The sequence below is a fragment of the Pseudomonas sp. NPDC088444 genome, assembly GCF_044900175.1.
Lineage (GTDB): Bacteria > Pseudomonadota > Gammaproteobacteria > Pseudomonadales > Pseudomonadaceae > Aquipseudomonas.
On record NZ_JBJDNK010000003.1, the window covers coordinates 60,727 to 86,488 of the forward strand.

Here is a 25,762-nt window from a genome sequence, read left to right on the forward strand (position 1 = left end):
GGCATTGGGTGAATCGTCGATAGCGGGACCGTTAGGCTTTTCCGGGAGAAATGGACTTCCCCGTTTTTTGAAAGCCAACCGTTTCTATCAACGAGGGAATTAAAAATGGCTTTGACTGTAAATACCAATATTGCTTCGCTGTCTGTGCAACGGAATTTAAATCGGTCCTCTGATTCGCTAAGCACAGCTATGACTCGTCTATCTTCAGGGTTGCGGATCAACAGCGCGAAGGATGATGCCGCAGGCATGCAGTTGGCAACGCGCCTGGCGACGCAAGTTCGCGGCATGACGGTTGCGTTGCGCAATGCCGGCGCGGCGATATCGATCATTCAAACGGCCGAAGGTGCTTTAGATCAGAACATGAATAACTTGCAGCGCATGCGTGATCTCGCTATTCAAGCAGCGAACGGCGATAAAGGTCCAAAAGAACGCGATGCCTTGAATGCCGAGTTTCTAAAATTGAATGCCGAAATTACGCGTTCTGCCGCAGGAACGACCTTTGGCGCGGAACTTCGTTTGTTGGATGGAAGCGCGGGAGAGCTCAGCTTTCAGATTGGTGCAAACGTCGGCTCGACCGAAAAAATCAGTCTGACCCTTGATCAGGATTTCTCTGCCAAATCCATTCTTGCGGCGAGTGAGGACATACCCGCTGTCGCAGCTGATGCAACAACCTCAGGGTCTAGGGCCGTCGTGAAGGGGGAATATACGCCGTTGACGATCGATGGTACGGGTTTCCGGAATATCTCTAACAGCGTGACGCAGGCCATGATGGATGATGTGAAGACTGCGACAACCGATCTGGCGACCGCTGAAAAGACGTTCGCGGCCATTGCTACTCCCGCCCAGACAGACATCGATACGTTGAACGCAGCTAAAAAGAAACTGGCTGACGCGGAGAAGGTGGTGGGGGACGCTAAAGCGAGTGATATCGCTCTCAATAAAGCAGCCCGTATCGAAAACATTGAATACACCGTCAAGGCGATCGATTTGGCGCTCAGCAAAATCAACGCAGCCCGTGCGGACCTTGGGGCGAATCAGAACCGGATGTCCAGCGCGATGGAAAACCTGCAAAACATGGTCAAGAACGCTGAAGCGTCCAAGGGGCAAATTCAGGATGTGGATTTCGCGGCGGAAACGGCAGAAATGACTAAGCAGCAAACGTTGCAACAGGCGTCGACGGCTGTGCTGGCCCAGGCCAACCAGCTCCCGGCGGCGGTCCTGAAGCTGCTGCAATAAAAATATTCGCTGCTATAAGCGATGAATCGCCGGACGCGTCCTGTGGCGCGTTCGGTCAAAAAACTCGTGGGTAATGAATGGCTTAGCGTTGTGATTAAAGCTTGAGCGAGTTGCGCCGAAACGCTGTGTAACCCCCGTCAAAAGCAGGGGTGGCGCTCTGGTGGCAAAAAATTTTGAAAAAGCCCTCAAGCTCCTTGCAGATACGACGATAAACATTACGAAGGTTCTCTAGGCCACACCCGGCGCTTGCCAGGGCCGGAAAGCCGCAGTACCCAACCAACGAGGAATTCATCATGGCTTTAGGCGTAAACACCAACGTAGCTTCCTTGGCTGTTCAGAAGAACCTGAGCAAGGCTTCCGATGCACTGTCGACTTCGATGACCCGTCTGTCTTCCGGTCTGAAAATCAACAGCGCTAAAGACGACGCAGCCGGCCTGCAGATCGCCACTCGCGAAACTTCGCAAATCCGTGGTCAGACTGTAGCCATCAAGAACGCCAACGACGGTATCTCGATCGCTCAGACCGCTGAAGGCGCTCTGCAAGAATCGACCAACATCCTGCAGCGTATGCGTGAACTGGCCGTACAGTCCCGAAACGACACCAACGGCACTGCTGACCGTACCGCTCTGGACGCTGAATACTCTCAGATGTCGGACGAACTGACCCGTATCGCCAACTCGACTAACCTGAACGGCAAGAACCTGCTGGACGGCACCGCGAGCACCGTGACTCTGCAAGTTGGCTCGAACACTGGTACTTCGAACCACATCGACCTGGTCCTGACCGGTACTTTCACTGCTTCGGCACTGGGCGTAGCGAGCGGCACCACTTCGATCAGCGGCACCAGCAACGCCACTGCACACACCAACGTCGACGCCGCCATCTCGGCAATCGACACCGCTCTGGCGACCATCAACGCCACGCGTGCAAGCCTGGGTGCTTCGCAAAACCGTCTGACCAGCACCATCTCCAACCTGCAGAACGTCAACGAAAACGCCACCGCTGCACTGGGTCGTATTCAAGACACCGACTTCGCAGCTGAAACCGCTAACCTGACCAAACAACAGACTCTGCAACAAGCTTCCACCTCTGTTCTGGCCCAGGCTAACCAGCTGCCATCCGCTGTTCTGAAGCTGCTTCAGTAATATCGGCTAGGGTTTTGGCGGGGGAGTGTGCTTGCGTGCTCTCCCGCTTTTTACTTTGAGAGGTTAAAGACATGGACCTAAGCACCCGATTGAACATGGCTTACCCCACGGTGCAGTCTTTGCCATCCGTGCCTGCTGCTGTCACAGACAAGCAAGCCGTGGCGCCTCAAGTCGTTCAAGCTTCAGCCGTTTCGGCAGACGCGGACACGGCGACGAGTAAAGACTCTGACGACGAAAAGAAGACTCAGCAGTTGCAAGCAGCCGTCCAGGAAATGGAAAAGTTCTTTCAATCGGTCCGCCGCAATCTGGAATTCTCGATCGACGAGGGATCCGGTCAGGTGGTCGTGAAAGTGATTGCCACTGAAACGGGCGAAGTCGTGCGGCAGTTGCCGTCCGCCGAAGCTCTGAAGATCGCCGACAGTCTGAAAAATGCAAACAGCCTGTTGTTCGATGCAAAAGTTTAACTGGCATGAAACGTGAAGGCGGTTCTTTTGAGCTGTCGTGCAGTCAAAAGACCGACTCAACACCGAAAGGAGAAATAGATGGCTAGTCCAATTACCACCACCACCGGCTTGGGTTCGGGCCTGGCGATCAGTGACATCGTCACCGCGCTGGTGAACTCCGACAAGCTGGCCAAACAGACGCAAATCACCACCCAGACCAAGCTGGTCACCACCAAGCTGTCCGGGATTGGTACGTTGAAAAGCGCGATGTCGACGTTCCAGACGGCCTTGACCAATCTGGGCAAGACCAATTCTCCGTCGTTTTCCGGCTATGCCGCCAAAGCCTCTGATGCCACCAAGTTGACGGTGACCTCGGACAACTCTGCGGTGCCGGGTACTTACAGCATCAATGTCAAGAATCTGGCAACCAGCTCCAGTGTTGCAACCGGTGCATTCACCGACGGCGCCACCAGTGCCATTCCGAGTGGGAATTTGACACTCACTCAAAATGGCATTAACACCAGCATCACCATTCCTGATGGCGCGACCCTGACGTCGGTTGCCAAGCAGATCAATGCCACCACCAGCACCTCCGGCATCAGTGCCAGCATCATCACCGATGACAAGGGTTCGCGTCTGGTGTTCAACTCCACCAAAACCGGTGCGGGTTCCGATATCACGGCGACCAGCGATGTGGCGCAGTTCAATATCGCGGCTGACGCCAAGCTTGATCCAACGGACGTCAACAGCGCGGGCTATGTCACCGCCAAGGCGGCCAGCGCCAGTCTGACCATTAACGGTCTGACGGTCACCAGTGCCAGCAACACCATCGACAAGAGCCTGGGCGGCGTGTCCATGACGCTCCTCGCTGAAGGCAGTTCCACCGTTACAGTGGCCACCAACACCGACGGCCTGAAAGCCTCGCTGCAGACCTTCATCGACGCGTACAACACCGTCGTGAATGCGGTCAGCTCGGTGACCAAAGCCACTATCAGCGACACTGCCGACGCCACCACCGGTGCGACCGTGACCCCGGCCGCCCTGACCGGCGACGCCATGCCGCGTTCGATTCTGTCGGCGCTGCGTAACGAGCTGGTCACCACCGGCGCTGACGGCAACCTGTCGGTGCTCTCGCAGCTGGGCATCACCACTTCGCAAACCGACGGTACGCTGTCTCTGGATAGCACCAAGTTCGACAAGGCCATCAACACCCAGGGCCTGGCGGGTGATGTGCAGCAACTGTTCTCCGGCACGGGCGATGGCAAGAACGGCCTGCTGGCGCGCATGACCGCCGCGATCACGCCGTACACCCAAACGGGCGGGATTTTTGACACCCGCACCGCGAGCCTGAATGCTCAGCAGAACGATCTGACTGACGAGCAAACAGCGCTGGATCTGCGCGTCACCAACCTGACCGCGACCCTGACCGCGAAATACAACGCGATGGACTTGTTGGTCGGGCAGTTGAAAGCCTCTGCCACCAGCATCACGTCGTTCTTCGACTCGCTGAACGCTCAGCAAAGCGGTTGATGAAACAGTGAACAACCAGGACCCGGCCAAAGTGCCGGGTTTTTGGCATCTGGCCTTAAAGTTTCTCAAACCCGTGCCGATAGCCTGAACATAGACACTTAAAGATGTGTGAGGTAAGTACATGAACCGGATGGCAGCCCTTCGGCAGTATCAGAAGGTCAATTCACACGCGCAGACCGCCGTCGCCACGCCGCATCGCCTCGTGCAGATGCTGATGGAGGCGGGGCTTGACCGCATCGCTCAGGCCAAAGGTGCCATCGGGCGCAAAGACATCGCCGCCAAAGGCGTGCTGATTGGCAAGGCGATCGAAATTGTCGGAGGCCTGCGCGAAGGTCTGGACATGGAAAAACAGGCTGAAGCTCTGGCCCATGTCGACAACCTGTATGTGTACATGATGAAGCGCCTGGCCGAGGCCAACATCAAGACCGACCCAAGAATTCTCGACGAAGTCAGCGGTCTGTTGACTACAGTGAAGGAAGGTTGGGACGCGATCGGCGATCAGCAACCTGCGCTGTAAAGGAGATCACCATGAGTGCTGCACTCAAGCGAATCGAAGAAACCCGCGAAGCTCTGGTCGACGCGCTCGCCGAGCGTGACTGGGCGGCCATCAGCAAGCTGGACCTGGCCTGTCGCGCCTGTGTCGACGAAGTCATTCGTGAGGCCAATGACGATGAGCCGCAGTTGCGCAGCAATCTGGAAGAGCTGTTAGGCGTATACAGACAGATGATTGACATCGCGGTGGGGGAGCGTCAGGCAATAGTCGAAGAAATGACGCAAATCCAGCGAGCGCAAAACGCCGCAAAGGTTTACCATCTGTTCGGTTGACGCTTGGTTGATCGAAAAAATTTGTGCGCCATAAAATTGACTGTGTACGGTTTTTTGACTTAACTAGTGATGTTCACTAATTTCTGGTTGTTGTAGCGTCTCTGCGGACCATACAAAGCCAAGCTTGCCCCCGAATGGGCATCGAGTTGACTAGGGAAGTTGCTATTGCATGTGGCGTGAAATCAAGATTCTGCTGATCGATGACGATAGCCAACGCCGCCGTGACATGGCGGTGATTCTGAATTTTCTCGGCGATGAGAACCTGTCTTGCTCCAGCTCCGACTGGCAGCAGGTCGTGGGGTCTCTGGCATCCACTCGAGAAGTCCTTTGCGTGCTGGTTGGCACCGTCAATGGCCCGGGCAGTCTTCAAGGGCTGCTTAAGACCATCGCCGCCTGGGATGAGTTCCTTCCCGTCCTGCTGATGGGCGAAAATTCTTCTGCCGAGCTGGCCGAAGACTTGCGCCGACGCGTGCTGTCCACCGTCGAGATGCCGCCCAGCTACAGCAAGCTGCTGGATTCCCTGCACCGCGCCCAGGTCTATCGCGAGATGTACGACCAGGCCCGCGAGCGCGGTCGTCAACGCGAACCCAATCTGTTCCGCAGCCTCGTCGGCACCAGCCGTGCCATTCAGCACGTGCGCCAGATGATGCAGCAAGTGGCCGATACCGACGCCAGCGTGCTGATCCTGGGTGAGTCGGGCACCGGTAAGGAAGTGGTCGCGCGCAACCTGCATTACCATTCCAAACGTCGCGATGCGCCGTTCGTGCCTGTGAACTGTGGCGCCATTCCGGCCGAGCTCCTGGAAAGCGAACTGTTCGGTCACGAGAAAGGTGCCTTCACCGGGGCGATCACCAGCCGGGCAGGGCGCTTCGAATTGGCCAACGGCGGCACGCTGTTCCTCGATGAAATCGGCGACATGCCACTGCCGATGCAGGTCAAGCTGCTGCGCGTGTTACAGGAGCGCACCTTCGAGCGTGTGGGTAGCAACAAGACCCAGAGCGTTGACGTACGCATCATTGCGGCGACCCACAAGAACCTCGAAGACATGATCGAGACCGGCGGCTTCCGTGAAGACCTGTACTACCGCCTCAACGTGTTCCCGATTGAAATGGCGCCGTTGCGTGAGCGGGTGGAAGACATCCCGCTGCTGATGAACGAGCTGATTTCGCGCATGGAGCATGAGAAGCGTGGCTCGATTCGTTTCAATTCCGCCGCCATCATGTCGCTGTGTCGTCACGGCTGGCCAGGCAACGTTCGCGAACTGGCCAACCTGGTGGAGCGCATGGCGATCATGCACCCCTATGGTGTGATCGGTGTCGCCGAACTGCCGAAGAAATTCCGCTACGTCGATGACGAAGACGAGCAGTTGGTGGACAGTCTGCGCAGCGATCTGGAAGAGCGTGTGGCGATCAACGGTCATACGCCAAATTTCGCCAATGGCGCGATGCTACCTCCGGAAGGTCTGGATTTGAAGGACTATCTGGGTGGTCTGGAGCAGGGCCTGATTCAGCAGGCACTGGACGATGCGAACGGCATCGTGGCGCGAGCGGCTGAACGTTTGCGCATCCGTCGTACCACGCTGGTGGAGAAGATGCGCAAGTACGGGATGAGCCGCCGCGAGGGCGACGATCAGTTCGACGACTGACACTCGTTTGACGCGTAAAAGAGAAACCGCTGATTTTTCAGCGGTTTTTTTTCGGCACGGGGATTGCTAAGTCTCTCGCAACATACCGTTTACTGACGGTCCGCCACGCGAGAGATCAACTATGCCCCAGGCCGCTCAGATGTCTTCCGAACCTGTACCCGCGGGTTCGCAAGTGCAGCCGTCCCCGGAAGTAGAGAGTCGACAAGGGTTGGAGCAGGCGTTCGCCTTGTTCAATCAGATGTCGGCACAACTGACCGATTCCTACAGCCTGCTGGAAGCCCGGGTCACCGAGCTCAAGGGCGAATTGGCAGTCGTCAGCGCCCAACGGATGCAGGAACTGGCCGAGAAAGAACGGCTGGCCAACCGTTTGCAAAACCTGCTCGACCTGCTGCCGGGCGGTGTGATCGTGATCGATGGCACAGGCATCGTCCGCGAGGCGAACCCCGCGGCCATCGATTTGCTGGGCGAACCGTTGATCGGCATGCTCTGGCGTCACGTCATCGCGCGTTGCTTCGCACCACGGGAAGATGACGGTCACGAAATCTCCCTGAAGGACGGGCGTCGCCTTTCTATCTCGACGCGCTCGCTGGACGCCGAGCCGGGCCAACTGGTCCTGCTCAACGACCTGACTGAAACCCGTCATTTGCAAAGCCAGTTGGCGCGCCACGAACGCTTGTCTTCCTTGGGGCGCATGGTCGCCTCGCTGGCGCATCAAATCCGCACGCCATTGTCGGCGGCAATGATTTATGCCAGCCATTTGACTGAGCAGGCGCTGAACGTCGAGACCCAGCAGCGTTTCGCCGGGCGCCTGAAAGAGCGCCTTCACGAGCTGGAACATCAGGTCCGTGACATGCTGGTATTCGCCAGAGGCGAGTTGCCGCTGACAGATCGGGTCACGCCGGGCGCGTTGGTCGAGGCGCTGGAATCCGCCGCCCACACCCACGTGCGTGATGTCGGCGTGCGTTGGCAATGCGACAGTAACGAGGGCGAGTTGCTGTGCAACCGCGATACCCTGGTCGGCGCGCTGCTCAACCTGATCGAGAACGCGGTGCAGGCCAGTTCTGCGTCCGCTCGCGTCAAAATTCATGCGTACAACCGGGGTGACACCCTGCGGTTGTGCATCAGTGACAACGGCAGTGGCATCGACGCCGCTGCGCTGGCCCGGATGGGGGAGCCGTTCTTTACCACCAAAACCACCGGCACCGGTCTGGGGCTGGCGGTGGTGACGGCCGTCGCCAGGGCTCACCAGGGGCAGGTGCAATTCCGTTCGCGCCCGGGCCGCGGCACCTGTGCCATCGTATCCTTACCGCTGATTCCCGGCGTCGGCACCGCAGGTAACCTTTCATGACGATCAAGGTATTACTGGTCGAGGATGACCCTTCCCTGCGTGAAGCATTGGGCGAAACCCTGGAGTTGGCCGGGCATGATTACCGGGCCGTGGGCTGCGCTGAGGATGCACTGGTCGCGGCGGGCGACAGCGCGTTCAGTCTGGTGATCAGCGACGTCAATATGCCCGGCATGGACGGGCATCAGTTGCTGGCCCAATTGCGCAGCCGTTACCCGCAATTGCCGGTTCTATTAATGACCGCACACGGCTCGGTGGACCGGGCCGTCGAAGCGATGCGTCAAGGCGCCGCCGATTATCTGGTCAAGCCATTCGAACCCAAGGCGTTGCTGGCGCTGGTCGCCCGGCATGCATTGGGGCGCCTGGGGCCTGCCGAGGGGGAGGGGCCGGTCGCGGTCGAGCCTGCCAGTGCGCAGTTGTTGAATCTGGCGGCCCGGGTGGCGAAAAGTGAATCGACGGTGTTGATTTCCGGCGAGTCGGGCACGGGTAAAGAAGTGCTCGCGCGGTTCATTCATCAGCAGTCGCCACGGGCGGGCAAGCCGTTCATTGCGATCAACTGTGCAGCGATTCCGGACAACATGCTCGAAGCCACGTTGTTCGGCCACGAGAAAGGCTCGTTCACCGGCGCCATCGCAGCCCAGGCGGGCAAGTTCGAACAGGCTGACGGCGGCACCATCCTGCTGGACGAGATTTCCGAGATGCCCATGGGCTTGCAGGCCAAGTTGCTGCGCGTGCTTCAAGAGCGAGAAGTGGAGCGGGTCGGGGCACGCAAGCCCATCGAGCTGGATATTCGCGTGCTGGCCACCACTAACCGTGATCTGGCGGGGGAAGTGGCGGCGGGGCGCTTCCGTGAAGACTTGTACTATCGGCTGTCGGTGTTCCCGCTGGCCTGGCATCCGTTGCGTCAGCGTCCCGGCGATATTCTGCCGTTGGCCGAGCGGCTGCTGGCCAAGCACGTCAATAAAATGAAGCATGCGCCGGTGCGCCTGTCTGCCGATGCGCAGAAGTGTCTGGTGGGCTACAGCTGGCCGGGCAATGTGCGTGAGCTGGATAACGCGGTCCAACGGGCGCTGATTCTGCAACAGGGCGGGGTGATTCAGGCCGAAGACTTCTGTCTGGCCGGGCCTGTTTCGTTTGCCTCGGTGCCTGCACCGGCGCCGGTCCTTCAGGTTTCGTCGATGCTGCCGACAACCCCGGGCGTCATTGATCCGTCGCCGGATGCGGCCGGTGGTGAATCGGCGGGGGCATTGGGTGAGGACCTGCGGCGTCGAGAGTTCCAGTTGATCATCGACACCCTGCGTGCCGAGCGCGGCCGCCGCAAGGAAGCCGCTGAACGCCTGGGTATCAGCCCGCGTACGTTGCGCTACAAGCTGGCGCAGATGCGGGATGCGGGGATGGATGTCGAGGGGTATCTGTTTGCTTCTTGAAAGAAACACCGATCGCTGTGGGAGCCGGCTTGCTGGCGAATGCGTCGGATCAGTCGTGAATCAGTAACGGACACTGCGCTATCGCCAGCAAGCCGGCTCCCACAGGTTTCCGTAATTCTTGGGTGTAGCTATCCATTCTGTAACCCTCCCAATACTTTCATGAAAAGGTGGCACTGTGCCGCCATTGGTCTGGCACCGTTGTTGCTACTGCATGGGTAACCGCTGAATCGGTGTCAAAAATTTGCGGCCCTTTTGAGAGAGAAGTCATGAGCCAAGGTGTTGAATTTAATCGCTTGATGTTGGACATGCGCTCCATGCAAATGGATGCGATGGCCATGCCCAAGGCCGTCAATGCCCCTGAGCAGACCGGTGCGACGAGCTTTTCCGACATGCTCGGCATGGCCGTCAATAAAGTGAATGACACCCAGCAGGCGTCCAATCAGTTGGCAACGGCCTTCGAAGTGGGCAAGAGCGGCGTGGACCTCACTGACGTGATGATTGCCTCGCAGAAAGCCAGCGTTTCGTTTCAGGCGCTGACCCAGGTACGCAACAAGCTGGTTCAGGCGTACCAAGACATCATGCAAATGCCGGTTTGAGGACGATTTAAGTCATGGCTGAAGCCGTCGCCGATAACGTACCTGCCAAAGCGGGTGCGACAGGAAGCAAGCCGCCGATGTTCGGTCTGGCGTTCCTGCAAAATCTCTCCGAGATGACCATGTTGCGTCAGGTCGGCCTCATGGTCGGTCTGGCCGCCAGCGTGGCGATTGGTTTTGCCGTCGTGCTTTGGTCGCAACAACCGGACTACAAGCCGCTGTATGGCAGCCTGTCCGGCATGGACACCAAGCAGGTCATGGACACATTGGCCCAGGCCGACATTCCGTACACCGTCGAGCCGAACTCCGGTGCCTTGCTGGTCAAGTCCGAAGACCTCTCCCGTGCCCGCATCAAACTGGCCGGTGCCGGGATCGCGCAAAACGACGGCAACGTCGGCTTCGAGATTCTGGACAAGGACCAGGGCCTGGGCACCAGTCAGTTCATGGAGGCCACCCGCTATCGCCGTGGTCTGGAAGGCGAACTGGCGCGCACCATTTCCGCGTTGAACAACATCAAGGCTGCTCGCGTGCACCTGGCGATCCCGAAAAGCTCGGTGTTCGTTCGCGATGACCGCAAGCCCAGCGCCTCGGTGCTGGTTGAGCTGTATGCCGGTCGTAGCCTTGAGCCGGGTCAGGTCATGGCCATCGTCAATCTGGTGGCGACCAGCGTTCCTGAGCTGACCAAATCTCAGGTCACTGTGGTCGACCAGAAGGGCAACCTGCTGTCCGATCAGGCGGAGAATTCCGAGCTGACCATGGCGGGCAAGCAATTCGACTACACCCGTCGCATGGAAAGCATGCTGACCCAGCGTGTGCAGAACATCCTGCAACCGGTGCTGGGCAACGACCGCTACAAGGCCGAAGTGTCGGCGGATGTCGACTTCAGCGCCGTCGAATCCACCGCAGAAAGCTTCAACCCTGATCAGCCTGCACTGCGCAGCGAGCAGACCACCAGCGAACAGCGCTCCAGCAGCAGCGGTCCGCAAGGTGTGCCGGGCGCACTGAGCAACCAGCCTCCAGGTCCGGCCACGGCGCCGCAAACCACGGGCGGTGGTGCAGCGGGTGCTGCCGGTCCGATCGCGCCCGGCCAGCCTCTGTTGGACGCCAACGGTCAGCAGATCATGGACCCGGCCACCGGCCAGCCGATGCTCGCGCCGTACCCGTCGGACAAGCGTAACCAGTCGACCAAGAACTTCGAACTGGACCGTTCCATCAGCCACACCAAACAGCAGCAGGGCAAGATCAATCGCTTGTCGGTGGCGGTCGTGGTGGACGATCAGGTCAAGGTCAACCCGGCCAACGGGGAAACCACGACGGTGCCGTGGACCGCCGAGCAACTGGCGCGCTTCACCCGTCTGGTGCAGGACGCCGTCGGTTTCGACGCCGCCCGTGGCGACAGCGTGAGCGTGATCAACGTGCCGTTCTCCACCGACCGTGGCGAAGTGATTCCCGACATTCCGTTCTACTCGCAACCATGGTTCTGGGACATCGTCAAACAGGCGATGGGCGTGATCTTCATCCTGGTGCTGGTGTTCGGCGTGCTGCGTCCGGTGCTGAACAACATCACCAACCCGAAAGGCAAGCATGCTGACGGCGACGTCGAGTTGGGCGGCATGGTGGGTCTGGACGGTGAGCTGTCCAATGACCGCGTGAGTCTGGGCGGTCCGCAAAGCATCCTGCTGCCGAGCCCGAGTGAGGGTTATGACGCGCAGCTCAACGCAATCAAGAGCCTGGTGGCTGAAGACCCGGCTCGTGTGGCTCAGGTCGTAAAAGAGTGGATCAACACAGATGAGTGAGACTCGTGCAGCGGTCAAACTGACCCGCGTTGACAAGGCCGCGATCCTGCTGCTCACCCTGGGTGAGACGGACGCCGCGCAGGTTCTGCGTCACATGGGTCCCAAAGAGGTCCAGCGTGTCGGTGTAGCCATGGCGCAGATGCGCAATGTGCACCGCGAGCAGGTCGAGCAGGTGATGGGCGAATTCGTCGATCTGGTCGGCGATCAGACCGGCGTCGGCATCGGATCGGATGGTTACATCCGCAAGATGCTGACCCAGGCGCTGGGCGAGGACAAGGCCAACGGCCTGATCGACCGCATTCTGCTGGGTGGCAACACCAGTGGTCTGGACAGCCTGAAGTGGATGGAACCGCGTGCTGTTGCGGACGTCATTCGCTATGAGCACCCGCAGATCCAGGCCATCGTCGTCGCTTATCTGGATGCTGACCAGGCCGGTGAAGTGCTCGGCCATTTCGACCACAAGGTGCGTCTGGATATCATCCTGCGCGTCTCGTCGTTGAACACCGTGCAGCCCGCGGCCCTGAAAGAATTGAACCAGATCCTTGAGAAGCAGTTCTCGGGCAACGCCAACACCTCGCGTACCACCTTGGGCGGTATCAAACGTGCGGCGGACATCATGAACTTCCTCGACAGTTCGGTCGAAGGCCAGCTCATGGATTCCATCCGCGAGGTGGACGAAGACCTGTCGACCCAGATCGAAGACCTCATGTTCGTCTTCAACAACCTGGCCGATGTCGACGACCGTGGCATTCAGGCGTTGCTGCGCGAAGTCTCTTCCGACGTGCTGGTGCTGGCGCTCAAGGGCTCCGACGAGGCGATCAAGGAAAAGATCTTCAAGAACATGTCCAAGCGGGCCGCCGAATTGCTGCGCGACGACCTGGAAGCCAAAGGCCCGGTTCGCGTCAGCGACGTGGAAGCTGCACAGAAAGAGATCCTCACCATTGCCCGTCGTATGGCGGAGGCCGGGGAGATCGTTCTCGGCGGCAAGGGTGGCGAGGAAATGATTTAAGAGTAGGTAGTCGATGTTCAGCTCCGATAAAGAAGCACCCAGCGAGCTCATTCGGGCCAAGGATCTGCGAGGGATCGATGTCTGGGCATTGCCCAGCTTCGACCCTCATGTGGAGCCTGAGCCTGAACCCGAGATTGAAGAGCCGGAACCTGCCGAAAGCGAAGAAGTCCCGCTGGAGGAAGTCCAGCCGCTGACGCTGGAAGAGCTGGAGAGCATCCGTCAGGACGCCTACAACGAAGGCTTTGCCATCGGCGAGAAAGAGGGCTTTCACAGCACCCAGTTGAAGGTGCGTCAGGAAGCCGAGGTGGCGCTGGCCGCCAAGCTGCAAAGCCTGGAAACCCTGATGAGTCATCTGTTCGAGCCGATTGCCGATCAGGACGCGCAGATTGAAAAGTCGGTGGTTCAGTTGGTCGAGCATCTGGCGCGGGAAGTGATACAGCGTGAGCTGAAGACCGACTCCAGCCAGATCGGCAAGGTCTTGCAAGACGCATTACGTCTGCTGCCCATGGGCGCCAACAACGTGCGGATTCTGGTCAACTCTCAGGATTTCGCTCAGGTCAAAGCCCTGCGTGAGCGCCATGAAGAAAACTGGCGCATCCTTGAAGACGACACGCTGCAACCGGGCGGTTGTCGGGTGGAGACCGAACACAGCCGTATCGACGCAACGGTCGAAACCCGCTTGAGCGTCGCCATCGCCAAGATGTTCGATCAGCTTCATGAGCAGGCGCTGCACCCGGCCATGCCGGACGTCAGCGTCGATCTGGAGGCGGCTATCAAGAGCGCTGAAGATGCGCTGAACAAGACCCCGGACGCCTCCGATGCGTCTTGAACGCACCAGCTTTGGCAAGCGCCTGAGCACCTATGCTGAAGCCGTTCGTCTGCCGGTTCAGCCGGTGGTAGAAGGGCGTCTGCTGCGCATGGTTGGCCTGACCCTCGAAGCGGAAGGCTTGCGCGCGGCGATGGGCAGCCGCTGTGTGGTGATCAACGATGACAACCATCACCCAGTGGAAGTCGAGGCCGAAGTCATGGGCTTCGCCGGGGGCAAGGTCTTTCTGATGCCCGTGGGCAGCGTCGCCGGTATCGCGCCGGGCGCCCGGGTGGTGCCACTGCCGGACACCGGTCGCCTGCCGATGGGCATGACCATGCTCGGTCGTGTGCTGGATGGCGCCGGTCGCCCGCTGGACGGCAAGGGCGGCATGAAGGCCGAAGACTGGGTGCCGCTGGATGGCCCGACCATCAACCCCCTCAAGCGCGATCCGATCAGCCAGCCACTGGACGTGGGCATTCGCTGCATCAACGGGTTGTTGACGGTTGGTCGCGGTCAGCGCCTGGGCCTGTTCGCAGGGACTGGTGTGGGTAAGTCCGTGCTACTGGGCATGATGACCCGCTTCACCGAGGCCGACATCATCGTGGTCGGGCTGATCGGCGAGCGGGGCCGTGAGGTGAAGGAGTTCATCGAGCACATTCTCGGCGAAGAAGGCCTCAAGCGTTCGGTGGTGGTCGCGTCCCCGGCGGATGATGCGCCGCTGATGCGGCTGCGCGCAGCGATGTACTGCACGCGCATCGCTGAATATTTCCGCGACAAGGGCAAGAACGTCCTGTTGCTGATGGACTCGCTGACACGTTTCGCCCAGGCCCAGCGGGAAATCGCGCTGGCCATCGGCGAGCCGCCCGCGACCAAAGGTTATCCGCCTTCGGTGTTCGCCAAGTTGCCGAAGCTGGTCGAGCGTGCCGGTAATGCGGAAAAGGGCGGGGGTTCGATCACTGCGTTCTACACCGTGCTGTCCGAAGGCGACGACCAACAAGACCCGATTGCCGACTCGGCGCGGGGCGTGCTCGACGGGCACATCGTGCTGTCCCGACGTTTGGCTGAGGAAGGGCATTACCCGGCCATCGACATCGAAGCGTCCATCAGCCGGGTCATGCCGTCGGTGGTCGATCCGCAGCACATGGTGCAGGCGCAGTACTTCAAGCAGTTGTGGTCGCGTTACCAGCAGAGTCGCGATTTGATCAGCGTCGGCGCGTACGTCGCCGGTGGTGATCGCGAGACGGACCTGGCCATCAACCTGCAACCGCAGCTCGTTCAGTACCTGCGTCAAGGGTTGCACGACAACGAAAGCATGCAGAGCAGTGAGGAGCAGTTGGCGAAGATCTTCAATCCCCAGGGCGGAGGCTGATAGGCCATGGCGCAGACTCGCGCGGGCCGCCTGGCGCCGGTGGTGGAAATGGCCGAGAAGGCCGAAAAGGCCGCCGTCCAGCGCCTGGGGCATTTTCAGGGGCAGGTCCGGCTGGCGGAAGGCAAGCTCGCCGAGCTGGAAAAATTTCGTTCCGACTATCAACAGCAGTGGATCAACAAGGGCGCTCATGGGGTGTCCGGCCAGTGGCTGATGAACTATCAGCGCTTCCTCAATCAGCTCGAAACTGCCGTCAGTCAGCAACGGCAGAGCCTCAACTGGCACCAGAACAACCTCAACAAGGCGCGCGGCGAATGGCAGAAGGCCTACGCGCGGGTGGAAGGCTTGCGCAAACTGGTGCAGCGCTACATCGACGAAGCCCGGGCGCTGGAAGACAAGCGCGAGCAGAAGCTGCTGGATGAACTGTCCCAGCGCTTGCCGCGGCATGAGGCGTTCTAGCGGGTGATGTCGTGATCTTCAGTGAGCGCTCACTGGGCCGGTGAACGCGTTGGGTCAGTTGAGAACCTAGTCATCGACATACCGCTTTCGCCACCAAGTCGGCTCCCACAAAAGTCGCGTCGAATCCAAATCTTCAGCTCGACGCTGAATCTGTGGGAGCCGGCTTGCTGGCGAATGGGCCTGTCAGTCAGTTCATTTATCACTGATCAACCGCTTTGGCCGCCCAACCGGCTCCCAAAAGGCTCTGCGTTGTGCCTGACGCCGACCGCTCACCGCAATCTCCATTTGCCGCGCCGCACAAGCAGTGCTAAAACTTCACCCGTCTGACGCTGTTTCATATAAGGGATTTGCCTATGTCAGTAACCTCCGAGCGTGCTCCCGACGGGCAGCAACTGACCATCAAGATCAAGGGACGTTTCGACTTTTCCACGCATCAGGATTTTCGCGGGGCCTACGAGAAAGAAACCCGCGCCACCCGTTATGTGGTCGACCTGAAAGACACCAATTACCTCGACAGTTCGGCGCTGGGTATGCTCCTGTTGCTGCGTGATCATGCCGGCGGTGACCGCGCCGACGTGCGGTTGGAAAACTGCAGCGCTGACGTGGTCAAGATTCTTGCCATTTCCAACTTCGCCAAACTCTTCCATATCGGCTGATGGTGGAATCTGCGCCGCCTGAGCGATTGAAGATCCTCATCGCTGACGACAATGCCAGTGACCGCATGTTGCTGTCGGCGATCATCAGTCGCCAGGGCCATGAAGTGCTGAATGCCTGCGACGGTGCCGAGGCCGTTGCGGTGTTCGAGCGCAGCCGCCCGCAATTGATCCTGCTCGACGCCCTGATGCCGGTGATGGACGGATTTGAGGCCGCACGGCAAATCAAGGAGTTGGCGGGGGAGTCGCTGGTCCCGATCATTTTCCTGACATCGCTGACCGAAGGCGAGGCGCTGGCACGTTGTCTGGACGCCGGGGGCGATGATTTCGTGGCCAAGCCTTACAACCAGGTGGTGCTGGCGGCCAAGATCAACGCCATGAACCGCCTGCGGCTGTTGCAGGAAACCGTTCTGCAGCAACGCGACCTGATTGCCCGGCACCACAAATACCTGCTCAACGAACAGCGCGTGGCCAAGGCAGTGTTCGATCAGATCGCCCACTCCGGTTGCTTGAGCGCTCCCAATATTCGCTACTTGCAATCCCCTTATGCGCTGTTCAACGGCGACCTGCTGCTGGCGGCCTGGGCGCCGTCCGGCAACATGCACCTGCTGCTGGGCGACTTCACCGGCCATGGCCTTCCGGCGGCGGTGGGCGCCATGCCATTGGCGGAAGTCTTCTACGGCATGACCGCCAAGGGCTATGGGCTGCCAGAAACCCTGCGCGAGATGAACGCCAAGCTCAAACGCATTCTGCCGGTGGATATGTTCTGCTGCGCCGCGCTGATCTGCGTGAACTTCAAGCAGCAGCAGGTCGAGGTCTGGAACGGCGGTTTGCCCGACGGTTATCTGCTGCATGCCGATGGTCGCCCGCACACGCCGCTGGTGTCCTCTCACTTGCCGTTGGGCGTGCTGAGCGCCAGCAGTTTTGACGACAACACGCAGGTCTATCCCTTCGCAGCCGGTGATCGGGTGTTCCTGCTCTCCGATGGGGTGGTGGACAGCACCGACGAGAGCGGCGAGATGTTCGGCGCGCGGCGTTTACAGAACGTGTTCGTCTCCAATCGCAACCCCGACCTGCTGATGGAAGAGGTGCAGTGGGCGCTGGCGCGCTTTCGCGGGCAAGTGCGCGATGACGTGAGCATGGTCGAAGTGGGCTTCACGGAGCCGGAATCTCTTGGCCCGCCATCGGTCATTTACAGTGACAGTGGCGATTCCAGCCCGCTGGACTGGTCGGCGAGCTTTGAATTCCGGGCATCGACCCTCAAACGTTTCAACCCTTTGCCCTACCTGTTGCAGTTGTTGCAGGAAGTGCACGGCCTGCGTCAGCAAAGCGGCGAGCTGTACACCGTGATGGCTGAGCTGTACAGCAATGCGCTGGAGCATGGTGTGCTGGGGCTGGATTCGGCGCTCAAGCAGGACGCGGCGGGTTTTGCTCTGTACTACCAGCAGCGCGGCGAGCGGCTGGATAACCTGGAAGACGGTTTCATCCGGTTTAACTTCCAGATAATCCCGGTGGCGCAGGGTGGCGGTCGGCTGATCGTTCAGGTGCACGACAGTGGCAACGGATTCAATGTCGAGCAGGTGCTGGCGCTGCCGCCTGCGGTCAATCAGCTGTCCGGGCGTGGGTTGAGTCTGGTCAGGGAGCTTAGCGACCGCTGTCAGTGGTCGACGGATGGTCGGACGGCCTCTGTGGAGTTCGTCTGGGAGGGTCTGGCATAATCCCGCGATTCTTGATCAAGGAGCGAACAAGTCTTGGAAAATCATGTGGATCTGGCCGTTCTCGGCACATTGCGTGATGTCATGGAGGGTGAGTACCCGGCGCTGCTGGAGGTGTTCATCAAGGATTCCGAAAAGCGCGTCAGGGATCTGAACCAACTGATCCTGGCACCGGGCTTCTCGACAGCATCGGCCAGCCAGATGGAGCAGGTCGGCATGATGGCCCACAGCTTCAAAGGCAGTTGCAGCAACATGGGCGCCGTCGATCTGGCGCAGTTGTGCCGTCAGCTTGAAGACCTTTCCCATGGGCCTGTCACTGCTACTGATGCCCAAGTCAAGCAATTGATCAAAGCCATCGAGGTTGAGCACCGGGTGGTGCGCGATTTTTTCGATGTCGAATTGCAGACCAGCCTCATCGGTCGATGAGCTCCGATCGCCAGATTTTCAGAAGCTGGCCCGCCATTTGCTAGACATCTGTGCAATCGTGCTCTTGCGGAGATCAACATGGCCCTTGCCAACAACCCTTTATTGACGGCTCTGACCGCTGCCAAAGCCCAGAAAGCCAGCGCCGCCACGTCGGCAAAGGCGCCAGACCCCGTCAAGGACAACACTTCCAGCTTTTCGAGCGTGTTTGCCAAACAGGCCGGCCCCAAGCCGTCCAGTGTCGATGACAGCCCGGCCAAACCGTCCAGCGCCAAGAGTCCGGCAGCAGACCGCAAGGACAGCGCCAGCCACTCATCTGCCGCTTCCGACAAGACCGTTGCCGGTAACGGCAATGGCTTGCCTGCCAAGACGGTGAACAGTAAAACCGACAACCGCGCCGACAACGACAGCGACGACGATTCCGACGACGACACCTCAGACGCGTCGAACGCTTCCACCGATTCGACGGTTGTCGACGCCACTGTCGCTGACTCGGTGCTGGACCCGACGTTGGCGGTCACGCCGCCGGTCACTGAACCTGTGCAGCCAGTGGTCGATCCGCAGCCTGTGGTGGATCCGGCGGCGCTGCTGGCCAGTACCGCGCAAGTGATTCCACCGCCGACCGTTCAAGCGCCGACCGCGGCGACGGCCACCGATGCTTCCGATGACACTTTCGATCCGTCGGCCGATCCACTGGAAGGGTTGACGGCGGTTCAGGTCGCGCTGGAGAACAAGACCCAGCAGACCGCGCAGAACTCCGCACACCTGACCGACGCCAGCAAGACCACCGGCAAACAGGATCCGAATGCCGATCCGGCGCAGATGCTGGCCGGTAATCTGGCGGCCTTGGGCGATCAGCCTGTCGACAAGAACGCCACCGAAAGTGGCGGTGACAAGGCGTTCGGCAGTCTGCTGGCCGACGGCCTGAAAGACGTCAAAGGGGCGAGCAGCGATACGCGCGTCGACAACTTCGCTGATCGTCTGGCGGCATTGTCTCAGGCGGCCCAGGTCAAGCCGGGTTCTGCGACGCCATCGCCATTGCTCAATCAGCCGTTGGCGATGAATCAGAGTGGCTGGACCGAAGGCGTGGTCAACCGCGTGATGTACCTGTCCAGTCAAAACTTGAAACAGGCGGATATTCAACTGGAACCGGCTGAACTCGGCCGTCTGGACATTCGCGTCAATATGGCGGCAGACCAGCAGACGCAGGTCACCTTCATGAGCGCCCACGTGGGTGTGCGTGATGCGCTGGAAAGCCAGATGGCCCGTCTGCGCGACTCCTTTGCCCAGCAGGGCATGGGGCAGGTGGACGTGAACGTGTCCGATCAGTCGCGCAACATGCAGCAACAGGCGCAACAGCAGTCCGGCGGCAACGCCCAGCGCGGTAACGGCGCCAGCGGTTCGGGCAATGCCAGCGGCAGCGACCTGATCGCCGACGGCGCCCCGATCGATGCTGCCAGTGCCGTGGCCAGCGCACCGCTGACCGTCGTGGGTTCCAGCGCGGTCGATTACTACGCTTGATTCATCGCGTGGCGGATCGATCTGTCACGCCGCAACACCTGTGGGAGCGAATGAATTCGCTCCCACAGTCGTTCTCCCCCTTCTGTTTTCAACTCTGGCACACACCTTGCTCTCCCTCTGTCACGCAACACCGAACCCTTTGGATAGTGACGGATTATTGGCATGGCGAAGAGCGACGACGCAGCAGTTAAAGACCCGGCGAAGAAAGGCAAACTGAAGATCATCATCCTGGTGGTGGTTGGTCTGTTGCTGGCCATCGGTCTGTCGGTCGGTGCGACCTGGTTCATCATGCACAAGGCTGAAAGCAAGCCGGATCCGGCTGTGGCGGCTGCAGAAGCTGCGAACGTCAAGAAAGAGGCGATCTTCGAGCCACTGACTCCGCCGTTCGTGGTCAATTACAACGTCAACGGCCGTCAGCGCTACATGCAGGTCAGCATTACCCTGCTGGCCCGCGATCACGCCGATCTGGAAGCGCTGAAAGTGCACATGCCGGTCATTCGCAACAATCTGGTGATGATGTTCTCCGGTCAGCCATTCGACACCATCGCAACGCCGGTCGGCATGGAAATGCTGCGCCAGAAGGCCGCTGCGGTGGTGCAGGAAGTTGGCCAGAAAGAGTTGAACAAAAGCGTCATCGAACAGGTTCTTTTCACTAACTACGTACTGCAGTAGGACCACGACATGGCCGTGCAAGACCTGCTGTCCCAGGATGAAATCGACGCGCTGCTGCATGGCGTGGACGATGGTCTGGTACAGACCGAAAGCGTTATCGAACCGGGCAGCGTCAAAAGTTATGACCTGACCAGTCAGGACCGCATCGTCCGTGGACGCATGCCGACCCTGGAGATGATCAACGAGCGTTTCGCCCGTTACACCCGCATCAGCATGTTCAACCTGCTGCGCCGTTCGGCGGACGTGGCGGTGGGCGGCGTGCAGGTGATGAAGTTTGGCGAGTACGTGCATTCGCTATACGTGCCCACCAGCCTGAACCTGGTCAAGATCAAGCCGTTGCGCGGCACTGCGCTGTTCATCCTGGACGCCAAGCTGGTGTTCAAGCTGGTGGACAACTTCTTCGGCGGCGATGGCCGTCACGCCAAGATCGAAGGCCGGGAATTCACCCCGACCGAACTGCGCGTGGTGCGGATCGTGCTGGATCAGGCGTTCATCGACCTGAAGGAAGCCTGGCAGGCGATCATGGAAGTCAATTTCGAGTACATCAACTCGGAAGTGAACCCGGCCATGGCCAACATCGTCGGCCCCAGTGAGGCCATTGTCGTTTCGACGTTCCACATCGAACTCGACGGCGGTGGCGGCGACCTGCACGTGACCATGCCGTATTCGATGATCGAGCCGGTGCGTGAAATGCTCGACGCCGGTTTCCAGTCCGATCTGGACGATCAGGACGAACGCTGGGTCAATGCGCTCAAGCAGGACGTGATGGACGTGCAGGTGCCGCTCAGCGCCACCGTGGCCCGTCGTCAGCTCAAATTGCGGGACATCCTGCACATGCAGCCGGGTGACGTGATTCCGGTGGAGCTGAACGATCACTTGATCATGCGCGCCAATGGCGTGCCGTCGTTCAAGGTCAAGCTCGGTTCGCACAAGGGTAACCTGGCCCTGCAAGTGGTCGAGCCGGTCGAACGCCGCTGACGGGTGCTGTCAGTTTCAGAATGCGCTGTGTAAACGAATTGCTGTGTCAACGAATATTGCTCGACGAGGACAACCATGGCTGATGAAAACGAAATGAACTCCACAGACGACCAGGCACTGGCCGACGAGTGGGCTGCGGCCCTGGGTGAAGCGGGTGAGGGTGGTCAGGCGGACATCGACGCGCTGCTGGCGGCCGATGCCGGTCAGTCCTCGGGCAACCGCATGGCGATGGAAGAGTTCGGCAGTGTGCCGAAGCAGACCGGCCCGGTGTCGCTGGACGGCCCCAATCTGGATGTGATTCTCGACATTCCGGTGTCCATTTCCATGGAAGTGGGCAGCACCGACATCAACATCCGCAACCTGCTGCAACTGAACCAGGGCTCGGTGATCGAGCTGGACCGTCTGGCGGGTGAGCCACTGGATGTGCTGGTCAACGGCACGCTGATCGCTCACGGTGAAGTGGTGGTGGTGAACGAGAAGTTCGGCATCCGTTTGACCGACGTGATCAGCCCGAGCGAACGTATCAAGAAGCTGCGTTAAGTGAGCGCTTTTCTCGTGAAGCGGCTCAAGGGCCTGCTGGCAGCGCCTGTCGTGTTGATGTCCTGGGCGGTGTTGGCGGCCGATGCCGTGGCACCCGCCGCGCCGGCTGCCGGCACTGCGGCGTCGAACACGGCGCCTGCGGTCGTGCCGCCGGTCAGCGCGTTGAGCAGCGGCATTGGCAGCCAGTTGATGCAACTGGTGCTGGGCCTGGGCTTGGTGGTGGCGCTTATCTTTGGTCTGGCGTGGCTCCTGCGTCGGGTTCAGAGCACCGGCCCTGCGGGCAATCAGGTCATCGAACTGGTCGGCTCCCGCGCTTTGGGGCCGCGCGATCGACTGGTGCTGGTTCAGGTCGGTAACGAGCAGGTCTTGTTGGGGGTGTCGCCTGGCAGCATCACCGCATTGCATGTGATGAACGAGCCCGTCGAGGTGCCTGCCACTCAGCACGCCACGCCAGAGTTCGCCAAGCGCCTGATGGAAGTGCTGGGCAAACAGGGTCAGAAGGATAAGAACTGATGCGCATTGTTTTGACGCTGCTGTTGCTGCTGGCAGCGCCGCTGGCGCTCGCCGCCGACCCGTTGTCGATTCCGGCGATCACGCTGGGCACGGGTGCCAACGGCCAGCAAGAGTATTCGGTCAGCCTGCAAATCCTGCTGATCATGACGGCGCTGAGCTTCATCCCGGCATTCGTCATGCTGATGACCAGCTTCACGCGGATCATCATCGTGTTCTCGATCCTGCGCCAAGCGCTGGGGCTGCAACAGACGCCGTCGAACCAGATCCTCACCGGTATGGCGCTGTTTCTGACGCTGTTCATCATGGCCCCAGTGTTCGACCGTGTGAACACCGACGCGCTGCAGCCTTATCTGGCCGAGAAGATGACCGCGCAGGATGCGGTGGCCAAGGCTGAAGTGCCGATCAAGGACTTCATGCTGGCGCAAACCCGCTCCAGCGATCTGGACCTGTTCATGCGCCTGTCCAAGCGCACCGACATTCCGACCCCGGATGCCGCGCCGCTGACCATCATCGTGCCCGCGTTCGTGACCTCGGAATTGAAGACCGCGTTTCAGATCGGTTTCATGATTTTCATCCCGTTTCTGATCATCGACCTGGTGGTCGCCAGCGTGCTGATGGCCATGGGTATGATGATGCTGTCGCCGCTGATCATTTCGCTGCCGTTCAAGATCATGTTGTTCGTGCTGGTGGACGGTTGGGCGCTGATCATCGGTACGCTGGCTGGCAGCTTTGGTGGCGTATGAATCTGTTTGACGAGGAGTGCGCGGCATGACCCCGGAAGTTGCTGTAGACCTGTTTCGTGAAGCCCTGTGGCTGACCACCACCATGGTGGCGATTCTGGTGGTGCCGAGCCTGATCGTCGGCCTGCTGGTGTCGATGTTTCAGGCCGCCACCCAGATCAACGAACAGACTTTGAGCTTCCTGCCTCGCCTGCTGGTGATGCTGGTGACCCTGATCGCCGTTGGCCCGTGGCTGGTGCGCACGTTCATGGATTACATCATCACGCTGTACACCAGCATTCCCCAAGTCATCGGCTGAGTCGGCAATGGAACCTGTTCTGGCGCTGACCGACACGCAGATCAGCACCTGGGTGGCGGCGTTCATGCTGCCGCTGTTTCGTATCGCGGCCGTGCTGATGACCATGCCGGTGTTCGGCACCACGCTGGTGTCGAGCCGGGTGCGTCTCTATCTGGCGCTGGCGATCACCGTGGTCGTCGCGCCGAGTCTGCCGCCGATGCCGGAAGTGCATGCGCTGGACCTCAGCGCGCTGCTGCTGATTGCCCAGCAGATCATCATTGGCGCTGCGCTGGGCCTGTCGTTGCAACTGTTCTTTCAGGCGTTCGTGATTGCCGGGCAAATCGTTGCGATCCAGATGGGCATGGGCTTCGCGTCCATGGTCGACCCGGTCAACGGTGTCTCGGTGGCGGTGATCGGCCAGTTCTTCACCATGCTGGTCACGCTGTTGTTTCTTGCCATGAATGGCCACCTGGTGGTGTTTGAAGTGCTGATCGAAAGCTTCACCACCTTGCCCGTGGGGCAGGGGCTGATGACGGCCAATTTCTGGGAGCTGGTGCTGCGTCTGGGCTGGGTGTTGGGCGCTGCGCTGATTCTGGTGCTGCCCGCGATCACAGCCTTGTTGGTAGTCAACATCGCGATGGGCGTAATGACCCGTGCGGCGCCGCAACTGAACATCTTCTCGATTGGTTTTCCGCTGACACTGGTGCTGGGCATGGGGATTTTGTGGATCTCCCTCGGCGACATTCTCAATCAGTACCAACCGCTGGCGGTGGACGCCTTGCAGTTGCTCAAAGACATGGTCAAGGCGCGCTGACATGGCTGAAAGCGAGAGCGGTCAGGACAAGACAGAAGACCCCACGGACAAACGAAAACGTGAGGCCAGAGAAAAGGGCGAGATCGCCCGTTCCAAAGAACTCAATACCGTCATCGTCATGATCGTCGGCGCCGCCGGTTTGCTGGCGTTCGGCGGGTCCATGGCCGAAATGATGATGCAGTTGATGCGGGACAATTTCGTCATTTCCCGCGACGCGCTGATGGAAGAACGCAGCATGAGCCTGATGCTGATGGCGTCAGGCAAAGTCGCCTTGATGTCCGTCACGCCGTTGTTGGTCGCGCTGACCATTGCAGCACTGATCGGGCCGATTTCGCTGGGTGGCTGGTTGTTCGCTGCAGGGTCGATGGCGCCCAAATTCAGTCGCTTGAACCCGCTGGCCGGGCTCAAGCGCATGGTGTCGCCCAAATCGCTGATCGAGCTGCTCAAGTCCCTCGCCAAATTTTTCATCATCTTGATCGTGGCGATCATGGTGCTGGCCAAGGACAAGAACGACCTGTTGGCCATTGCCCATGAACCGATGGAAATGGCCATGGCCCACAGCCTGCAACTGGTGGGCTGGAGCACGCTGTGGATGGCCTGCGGGCTGTTGATCATCGCGGCCGTGGACGTGCCGGTGCAGCTGTGGGATGCGCACAAAAAGCTGCTGATGACCAAGCAGGAAGTGCGCGACGAGCACAAGGACAACGAAGGGCGACCCGAGGTCAAACAGCGGATTCGCCAGTTGCAGCGTGAGATGTCGCAGCGGCGGATGATGGCGGCGGTGCCCCAGGCAGACGTGGTCATCACCAACCCGACCCACTACGCCGTGGCGCTCAAGTACGACCCGGACAAGGGCGGTGCGCCGGTGTTGCTGGCCAAGGGGACGGACTTCATTGCGCTGAAGATTCGCGAGATTGCCGCCGAGCACGAAATCCAGTTGCTGGAGTCCCCGGCGCTGGCGCGTTCGATCTATTACAGCACCGAGTTGGAAAACGAGATTCCTGCCGGGTTGTATCTGGCGGTGGCGCAGGTCTTGGCGTATGTCTATCAGATTCGTCAGTTCCGGGCCGGGAAGGGCAAACGGCCTGATCCGTTGAAAGACAATCTACCGATTCCGCCGGATTTGCGGCGGGATAATTAGTAGGGCCTGGCATCAGAGAAAGAATCTAACGTCAAATTATGTCGACCACACCACATTCCCCAATAATGGCACTCTGATATATTCAATCCAATCCAAGAGTTGGACAGGTTTTTGCAATACCTGCGTTACAACGCCTCTGGCGTCAAAA

The 25,762-nt window shown here is 59.7% G+C and carries 27 protein-coding genes; all 27 read left to right on the forward strand.

Going from position 1 to position 25,762, the window contains the following annotated elements:
* The first annotated feature begins 105 nt into the window (after window positions 1-105).
* The 27 genes from ACI2KB_RS07250 to flhB all read left to right on the forward strand — a co-directional run bounded on the left by ACI2KB_RS07250 (window position 106) and on the right by flhB (window position 25,614).
* On the forward strand, window positions 106-1,236 hold the full coding sequence (locus ACI2KB_RS07250; protein ID WP_404632897.1) for a flagellin: 1,131 nt from the start codon (window positions 106-108) through the stop codon (window positions 1,234-1,236).
* A 293-nt stretch (window positions 1,237-1,529) separates the two neighbouring features.
* Window positions 1,530-2,381 (forward strand): flagellin domain-containing protein, encoded by an 852-nt coding sequence (locus tag ACI2KB_RS07255; RefSeq protein ID WP_404632901.1) that lies wholly within the window; start codon window positions 1,530-1,532, stop codon window positions 2,379-2,381.
* A gap of 71 nt (window positions 2,382-2,452) precedes the next feature.
* A complete protein-coding gene (locus tag ACI2KB_RS07260; RefSeq protein WP_404632903.1) occupies window positions 2,453-2,845 on the forward strand; it encodes a flagellar protein FlaG in 393 nt (130 codons plus the stop codon).
* A gap of 78 nt (window positions 2,846-2,923) precedes the next feature.
* Complete coding sequence (gene fliD, locus ACI2KB_RS07265; RefSeq protein WP_404632905.1) at window positions 2,924-4,354, forward strand: flagellar filament capping protein FliD; 1,431 nt, start codon at window positions 2,924-2,926, stop codon at window positions 4,352-4,354.
* Window positions 4,355-4,475: 121 nt separating this feature from the next.
* Window positions 4,476-4,871 carry a flagellar export chaperone FliS gene (gene fliS / locus ACI2KB_RS07270; RefSeq protein WP_404632907.1) on the forward strand — a complete coding sequence of 132 codons (396 nt, stop codon included), beginning with the start codon at window positions 4,476-4,478 and terminating at the stop codon, window positions 4,869-4,871.
* A gap of 11 nt (window positions 4,872-4,882) precedes the next feature.
* Window positions 4,883-5,179, forward strand: coding sequence for a flagellar protein FliT (locus tag ACI2KB_RS07275; RefSeq protein ID WP_404632909.1), 297 nt, complete (start codon window positions 4,883-4,885; stop codon window positions 5,177-5,179).
* 169 nt (window positions 5,180-5,348) lie between these two features.
* Window positions 5,349-6,824, forward strand: coding sequence for a transcriptional regulator FleQ (gene fleQ, locus ACI2KB_RS07280; RefSeq protein WP_404632911.1), 1,476 nt, complete (start codon window positions 5,349-5,351; stop codon window positions 6,822-6,824).
* Window positions 6,825-6,963: 139 nt separating this feature from the next.
* Window positions 6,964-8,172 (forward strand): sensor histidine kinase, encoded by a 1,209-nt coding sequence (locus tag ACI2KB_RS07285; protein WP_404632913.1) that lies wholly within the window; start codon window positions 6,964-6,966, stop codon window positions 8,170-8,172.
* Entirely contained in the window at window positions 8,169-9,596 is a 1,428-nt protein-coding gene (locus ACI2KB_RS07290; protein ID WP_404632915.1) for a sigma-54-dependent transcriptional regulator, read from the forward strand. The genes ACI2KB_RS07285 and ACI2KB_RS07290 overlap by 4 nt, the downstream gene beginning before the upstream one ends.
* A 266-nt stretch (window positions 9,597-9,862) precedes the next feature.
* Window positions 9,863-10,192 carry a flagellar hook-basal body complex protein FliE gene (fliE, locus tag ACI2KB_RS07295; protein ID WP_404632917.1) on the forward strand — a complete coding sequence of 110 codons (330 nt, stop codon included), beginning with the start codon at window positions 9,863-9,865 and terminating at the stop codon, window positions 10,190-10,192.
* Between the two features lie 14 nt (window positions 10,193-10,206).
* Window positions 10,207-11,985, forward strand: coding sequence for a flagellar basal-body MS-ring/collar protein FliF (gene fliF / locus ACI2KB_RS07300; protein WP_404632919.1), 1,779 nt, complete (start codon window positions 10,207-10,209; stop codon window positions 11,983-11,985).
* Window positions 11,978-12,994, forward strand: a complete 1,017-nt coding sequence (fliG, locus tag ACI2KB_RS07305) for a flagellar motor switch protein FliG (protein ID WP_404632921.1) — start codon at window positions 11,978-11,980, stop codon at window positions 12,992-12,994. Before fliF ends, fliG begins: the two co-directional genes overlap by 8 nt.
* A 13-nt stretch (window positions 12,995-13,007) precedes the next feature.
* Window positions 13,008-13,823, forward strand: coding sequence for a flagellar assembly protein FliH (gene fliH / locus ACI2KB_RS07310; RefSeq protein WP_404632923.1), 816 nt, complete (start codon window positions 13,008-13,010; stop codon window positions 13,821-13,823).
* A complete protein-coding gene (fliI, locus tag ACI2KB_RS07315) occupies window positions 13,813-15,171 on the forward strand; it encodes a flagellar protein export ATPase FliI (protein ID WP_404632925.1) in 1,359 nt (452 codons plus the stop codon). Before fliH ends, fliI begins: the two co-directional genes overlap by 11 nt.
* 6 nt (window positions 15,172-15,177) lie before the next feature.
* Window positions 15,178-15,627, forward strand: coding sequence for a flagellar export protein FliJ (gene fliJ / locus ACI2KB_RS07320; protein ID WP_404632927.1), 450 nt, complete (start codon window positions 15,178-15,180; stop codon window positions 15,625-15,627).
* A 353-nt stretch (window positions 15,628-15,980) separates the two neighbouring features.
* A complete protein-coding gene (locus ACI2KB_RS07325; protein ID WP_404632929.1) occupies window positions 15,981-16,283 on the forward strand; it encodes an STAS domain-containing protein in 303 nt (100 codons plus the stop codon).
* Window positions 16,283-17,998, forward strand: coding sequence for a SpoIIE family protein phosphatase (locus tag ACI2KB_RS07330; protein ID WP_404632931.1), 1,716 nt, complete (start codon window positions 16,283-16,285; stop codon window positions 17,996-17,998). The genes ACI2KB_RS07325 and ACI2KB_RS07330 overlap by 1 nt, the downstream gene beginning before the upstream one ends.
* 33 nt (window positions 17,999-18,031) lie before the next feature.
* The gene (locus ACI2KB_RS07335; RefSeq protein ID WP_404632933.1) at window positions 18,032-18,421 is read left to right on the forward strand and encodes an Hpt domain-containing protein; all 390 of its coding nucleotides are present in this window, start codon (window positions 18,032-18,034) and stop codon (window positions 18,419-18,421) included.
* A gap of 78 nt (window positions 18,422-18,499) precedes the next feature.
* A complete protein-coding gene (locus ACI2KB_RS07340) occupies window positions 18,500-19,939 on the forward strand; it encodes a flagellar hook-length control protein FliK (protein WP_404632935.1) in 1,440 nt (479 codons plus the stop codon).
* A 162-nt stretch (window positions 19,940-20,101) separates the two neighbouring features.
* Entirely contained in the window at window positions 20,102-20,611 is a 510-nt protein-coding gene (gene fliL / locus ACI2KB_RS07345) for a flagellar basal body-associated protein FliL (protein ID WP_404632937.1), read from the forward strand.
* A gap of 9 nt (window positions 20,612-20,620) precedes the next feature.
* Entirely contained in the window at window positions 20,621-21,589 is a 969-nt protein-coding gene (fliM, locus tag ACI2KB_RS07350; protein WP_404632939.1) for a flagellar motor switch protein FliM, read from the forward strand.
* Window positions 21,590-21,664: 75 nt separating this feature from the next.
* Entirely contained in the window at window positions 21,665-22,129 is a 465-nt protein-coding gene (gene fliN / locus ACI2KB_RS07355; protein WP_404632941.1) for a flagellar motor switch protein FliN, read from the forward strand.
* 57 nt (window positions 22,130-22,186) lie between these two features.
* A complete protein-coding gene (fliO, locus tag ACI2KB_RS07360; RefSeq protein WP_404633546.1) occupies window positions 22,187-22,642 on the forward strand; it encodes a flagellar biosynthetic protein FliO in 456 nt (151 codons plus the stop codon).
* Window positions 22,642-23,385 carry a flagellar type III secretion system pore protein FliP gene (fliP, locus tag ACI2KB_RS07365; protein WP_404632943.1) on the forward strand — a complete coding sequence of 248 codons (744 nt, stop codon included), beginning with the start codon at window positions 22,642-22,644 and terminating at the stop codon, window positions 23,383-23,385. Before fliO ends, fliP begins: the two co-directional genes overlap by 1 nt.
* A gap of 25 nt (window positions 23,386-23,410) precedes the next feature.
* Window positions 23,411-23,680 carry a flagellar biosynthesis protein FliQ gene (gene fliQ, locus ACI2KB_RS07370; RefSeq protein WP_404632945.1) on the forward strand — a complete coding sequence of 90 codons (270 nt, stop codon included), beginning with the start codon at window positions 23,411-23,413 and terminating at the stop codon, window positions 23,678-23,680.
* 7 nt (window positions 23,681-23,687) lie between these two features.
* The gene (gene fliR, locus ACI2KB_RS07375) at window positions 23,688-24,473 is read left to right on the forward strand and encodes a flagellar biosynthetic protein FliR (protein ID WP_404632947.1); all 786 of its coding nucleotides are present in this window, start codon (window positions 23,688-23,690) and stop codon (window positions 24,471-24,473) included.
* 1 nt (window position 24,474) lies between these two features.
* Complete coding sequence (gene flhB, locus ACI2KB_RS07380; protein ID WP_404632949.1) at window positions 24,475-25,614, forward strand: flagellar biosynthesis protein FlhB; 1,140 nt, start codon at window positions 24,475-24,477, stop codon at window positions 25,612-25,614.
* Window positions 25,615-25,762 lie beyond the last annotated feature (148 nt).

What these genes read in the sequence shown, in the direction of transcription:
- ACI2KB_RS07250 (WP_404632897.1), top strand. Translation starts at nt 106, where the DNA reads ATGGCTTTGACTGTAAATACCAATATTGCTTCGCTGTCTGTGCAACGG.
- ACI2KB_RS07255 (WP_404632901.1), top strand. Translation starts at nt 1,530, where the DNA reads ATGGCTTTAGGCGTAAACACCAACGTAGCTTCCTTGGCTGTTCAGAAG.
- ACI2KB_RS07260 (WP_404632903.1), top strand. Translation starts at nt 2,453, where the DNA reads ATGGACCTAAGCACCCGATTGAACATGGCTTACCCCACGGTGCAGTCT.
- fliD (WP_404632905.1), top strand. Translation starts at nt 2,924, where the DNA reads ATGGCTAGTCCAATTACCACCACCACCGGCTTGGGTTCGGGCCTGGCG.
- fliS (WP_404632907.1), top strand. Translation starts at nt 4,476, where the DNA reads ATGAACCGGATGGCAGCCCTTCGGCAGTATCAGAAGGTCAATTCACAC.
- ACI2KB_RS07275 (WP_404632909.1), top strand. Translation starts at nt 4,883, where the DNA reads ATGAGTGCTGCACTCAAGCGAATCGAAGAAACCCGCGAAGCTCTGGTC.
- fleQ (WP_404632911.1), top strand. Translation starts at nt 5,349, where the DNA reads ATGTGGCGTGAAATCAAGATTCTGCTGATCGATGACGATAGCCAACGC.
- ACI2KB_RS07285 (WP_404632913.1), top strand. Translation starts at nt 6,964, where the DNA reads ATGTCTTCCGAACCTGTACCCGCGGGTTCGCAAGTGCAGCCGTCCCCG.
- ACI2KB_RS07290 (WP_404632915.1), top strand. Translation starts at nt 8,169, where the DNA reads ATGACGATCAAGGTATTACTGGTCGAGGATGACCCTTCCCTGCGTGAA.
- fliE (WP_404632917.1), top strand. Translation starts at nt 9,863, where the DNA reads ATGAGCCAAGGTGTTGAATTTAATCGCTTGATGTTGGACATGCGCTCC.
- fliF (WP_404632919.1), top strand. Translation starts at nt 10,207, where the DNA reads ATGGCTGAAGCCGTCGCCGATAACGTACCTGCCAAAGCGGGTGCGACA.
- fliG (WP_404632921.1), top strand. Translation starts at nt 11,978, where the DNA reads ATGAGTGAGACTCGTGCAGCGGTCAAACTGACCCGCGTTGACAAGGCC.
- fliH (WP_404632923.1), top strand. Translation starts at nt 13,008, where the DNA reads ATGTTCAGCTCCGATAAAGAAGCACCCAGCGAGCTCATTCGGGCCAAG.
- fliI (WP_404632925.1), top strand. Translation starts at nt 13,813, where the DNA reads ATGCGTCTTGAACGCACCAGCTTTGGCAAGCGCCTGAGCACCTATGCT.
- fliJ (WP_404632927.1), top strand. Translation starts at nt 15,178, where the DNA reads ATGGCGCAGACTCGCGCGGGCCGCCTGGCGCCGGTGGTGGAAATGGCC.
- ACI2KB_RS07325 (WP_404632929.1), top strand. Translation starts at nt 15,981, where the DNA reads ATGTCAGTAACCTCCGAGCGTGCTCCCGACGGGCAGCAACTGACCATC.
- ACI2KB_RS07330 (WP_404632931.1), top strand. Translation starts at nt 16,283, where the DNA reads ATGGTGGAATCTGCGCCGCCTGAGCGATTGAAGATCCTCATCGCTGAC.
- ACI2KB_RS07340 (WP_404632935.1), top strand. Translation starts at nt 18,500, where the DNA reads ATGGCCCTTGCCAACAACCCTTTATTGACGGCTCTGACCGCTGCCAAA.
- fliL (WP_404632937.1), top strand. Translation starts at nt 20,102, where the DNA reads ATGGCGAAGAGCGACGACGCAGCAGTTAAAGACCCGGCGAAGAAAGGC.
- fliM (WP_404632939.1), top strand. Translation starts at nt 20,621, where the DNA reads ATGGCCGTGCAAGACCTGCTGTCCCAGGATGAAATCGACGCGCTGCTG.
- fliN (WP_404632941.1), top strand. Translation starts at nt 21,665, where the DNA reads ATGGCTGATGAAAACGAAATGAACTCCACAGACGACCAGGCACTGGCC.
- fliO (WP_404633546.1), top strand. Translation starts at nt 22,187, where the DNA reads ATGTCCTGGGCGGTGTTGGCGGCCGATGCCGTGGCACCCGCCGCGCCG.
- fliP (WP_404632943.1), top strand. Translation starts at nt 22,642, where the DNA reads ATGCGCATTGTTTTGACGCTGCTGTTGCTGCTGGCAGCGCCGCTGGCG.
- fliQ (WP_404632945.1), top strand. Translation starts at nt 23,411, where the DNA reads ATGACCCCGGAAGTTGCTGTAGACCTGTTTCGTGAAGCCCTGTGGCTG.
- fliR (WP_404632947.1), top strand. Translation starts at nt 23,688, where the DNA reads ATGGAACCTGTTCTGGCGCTGACCGACACGCAGATCAGCACCTGGGTG.
- flhB (WP_404632949.1), top strand. Translation starts at nt 24,475, where the DNA reads ATGGCTGAAAGCGAGAGCGGTCAGGACAAGACAGAAGACCCCACGGAC.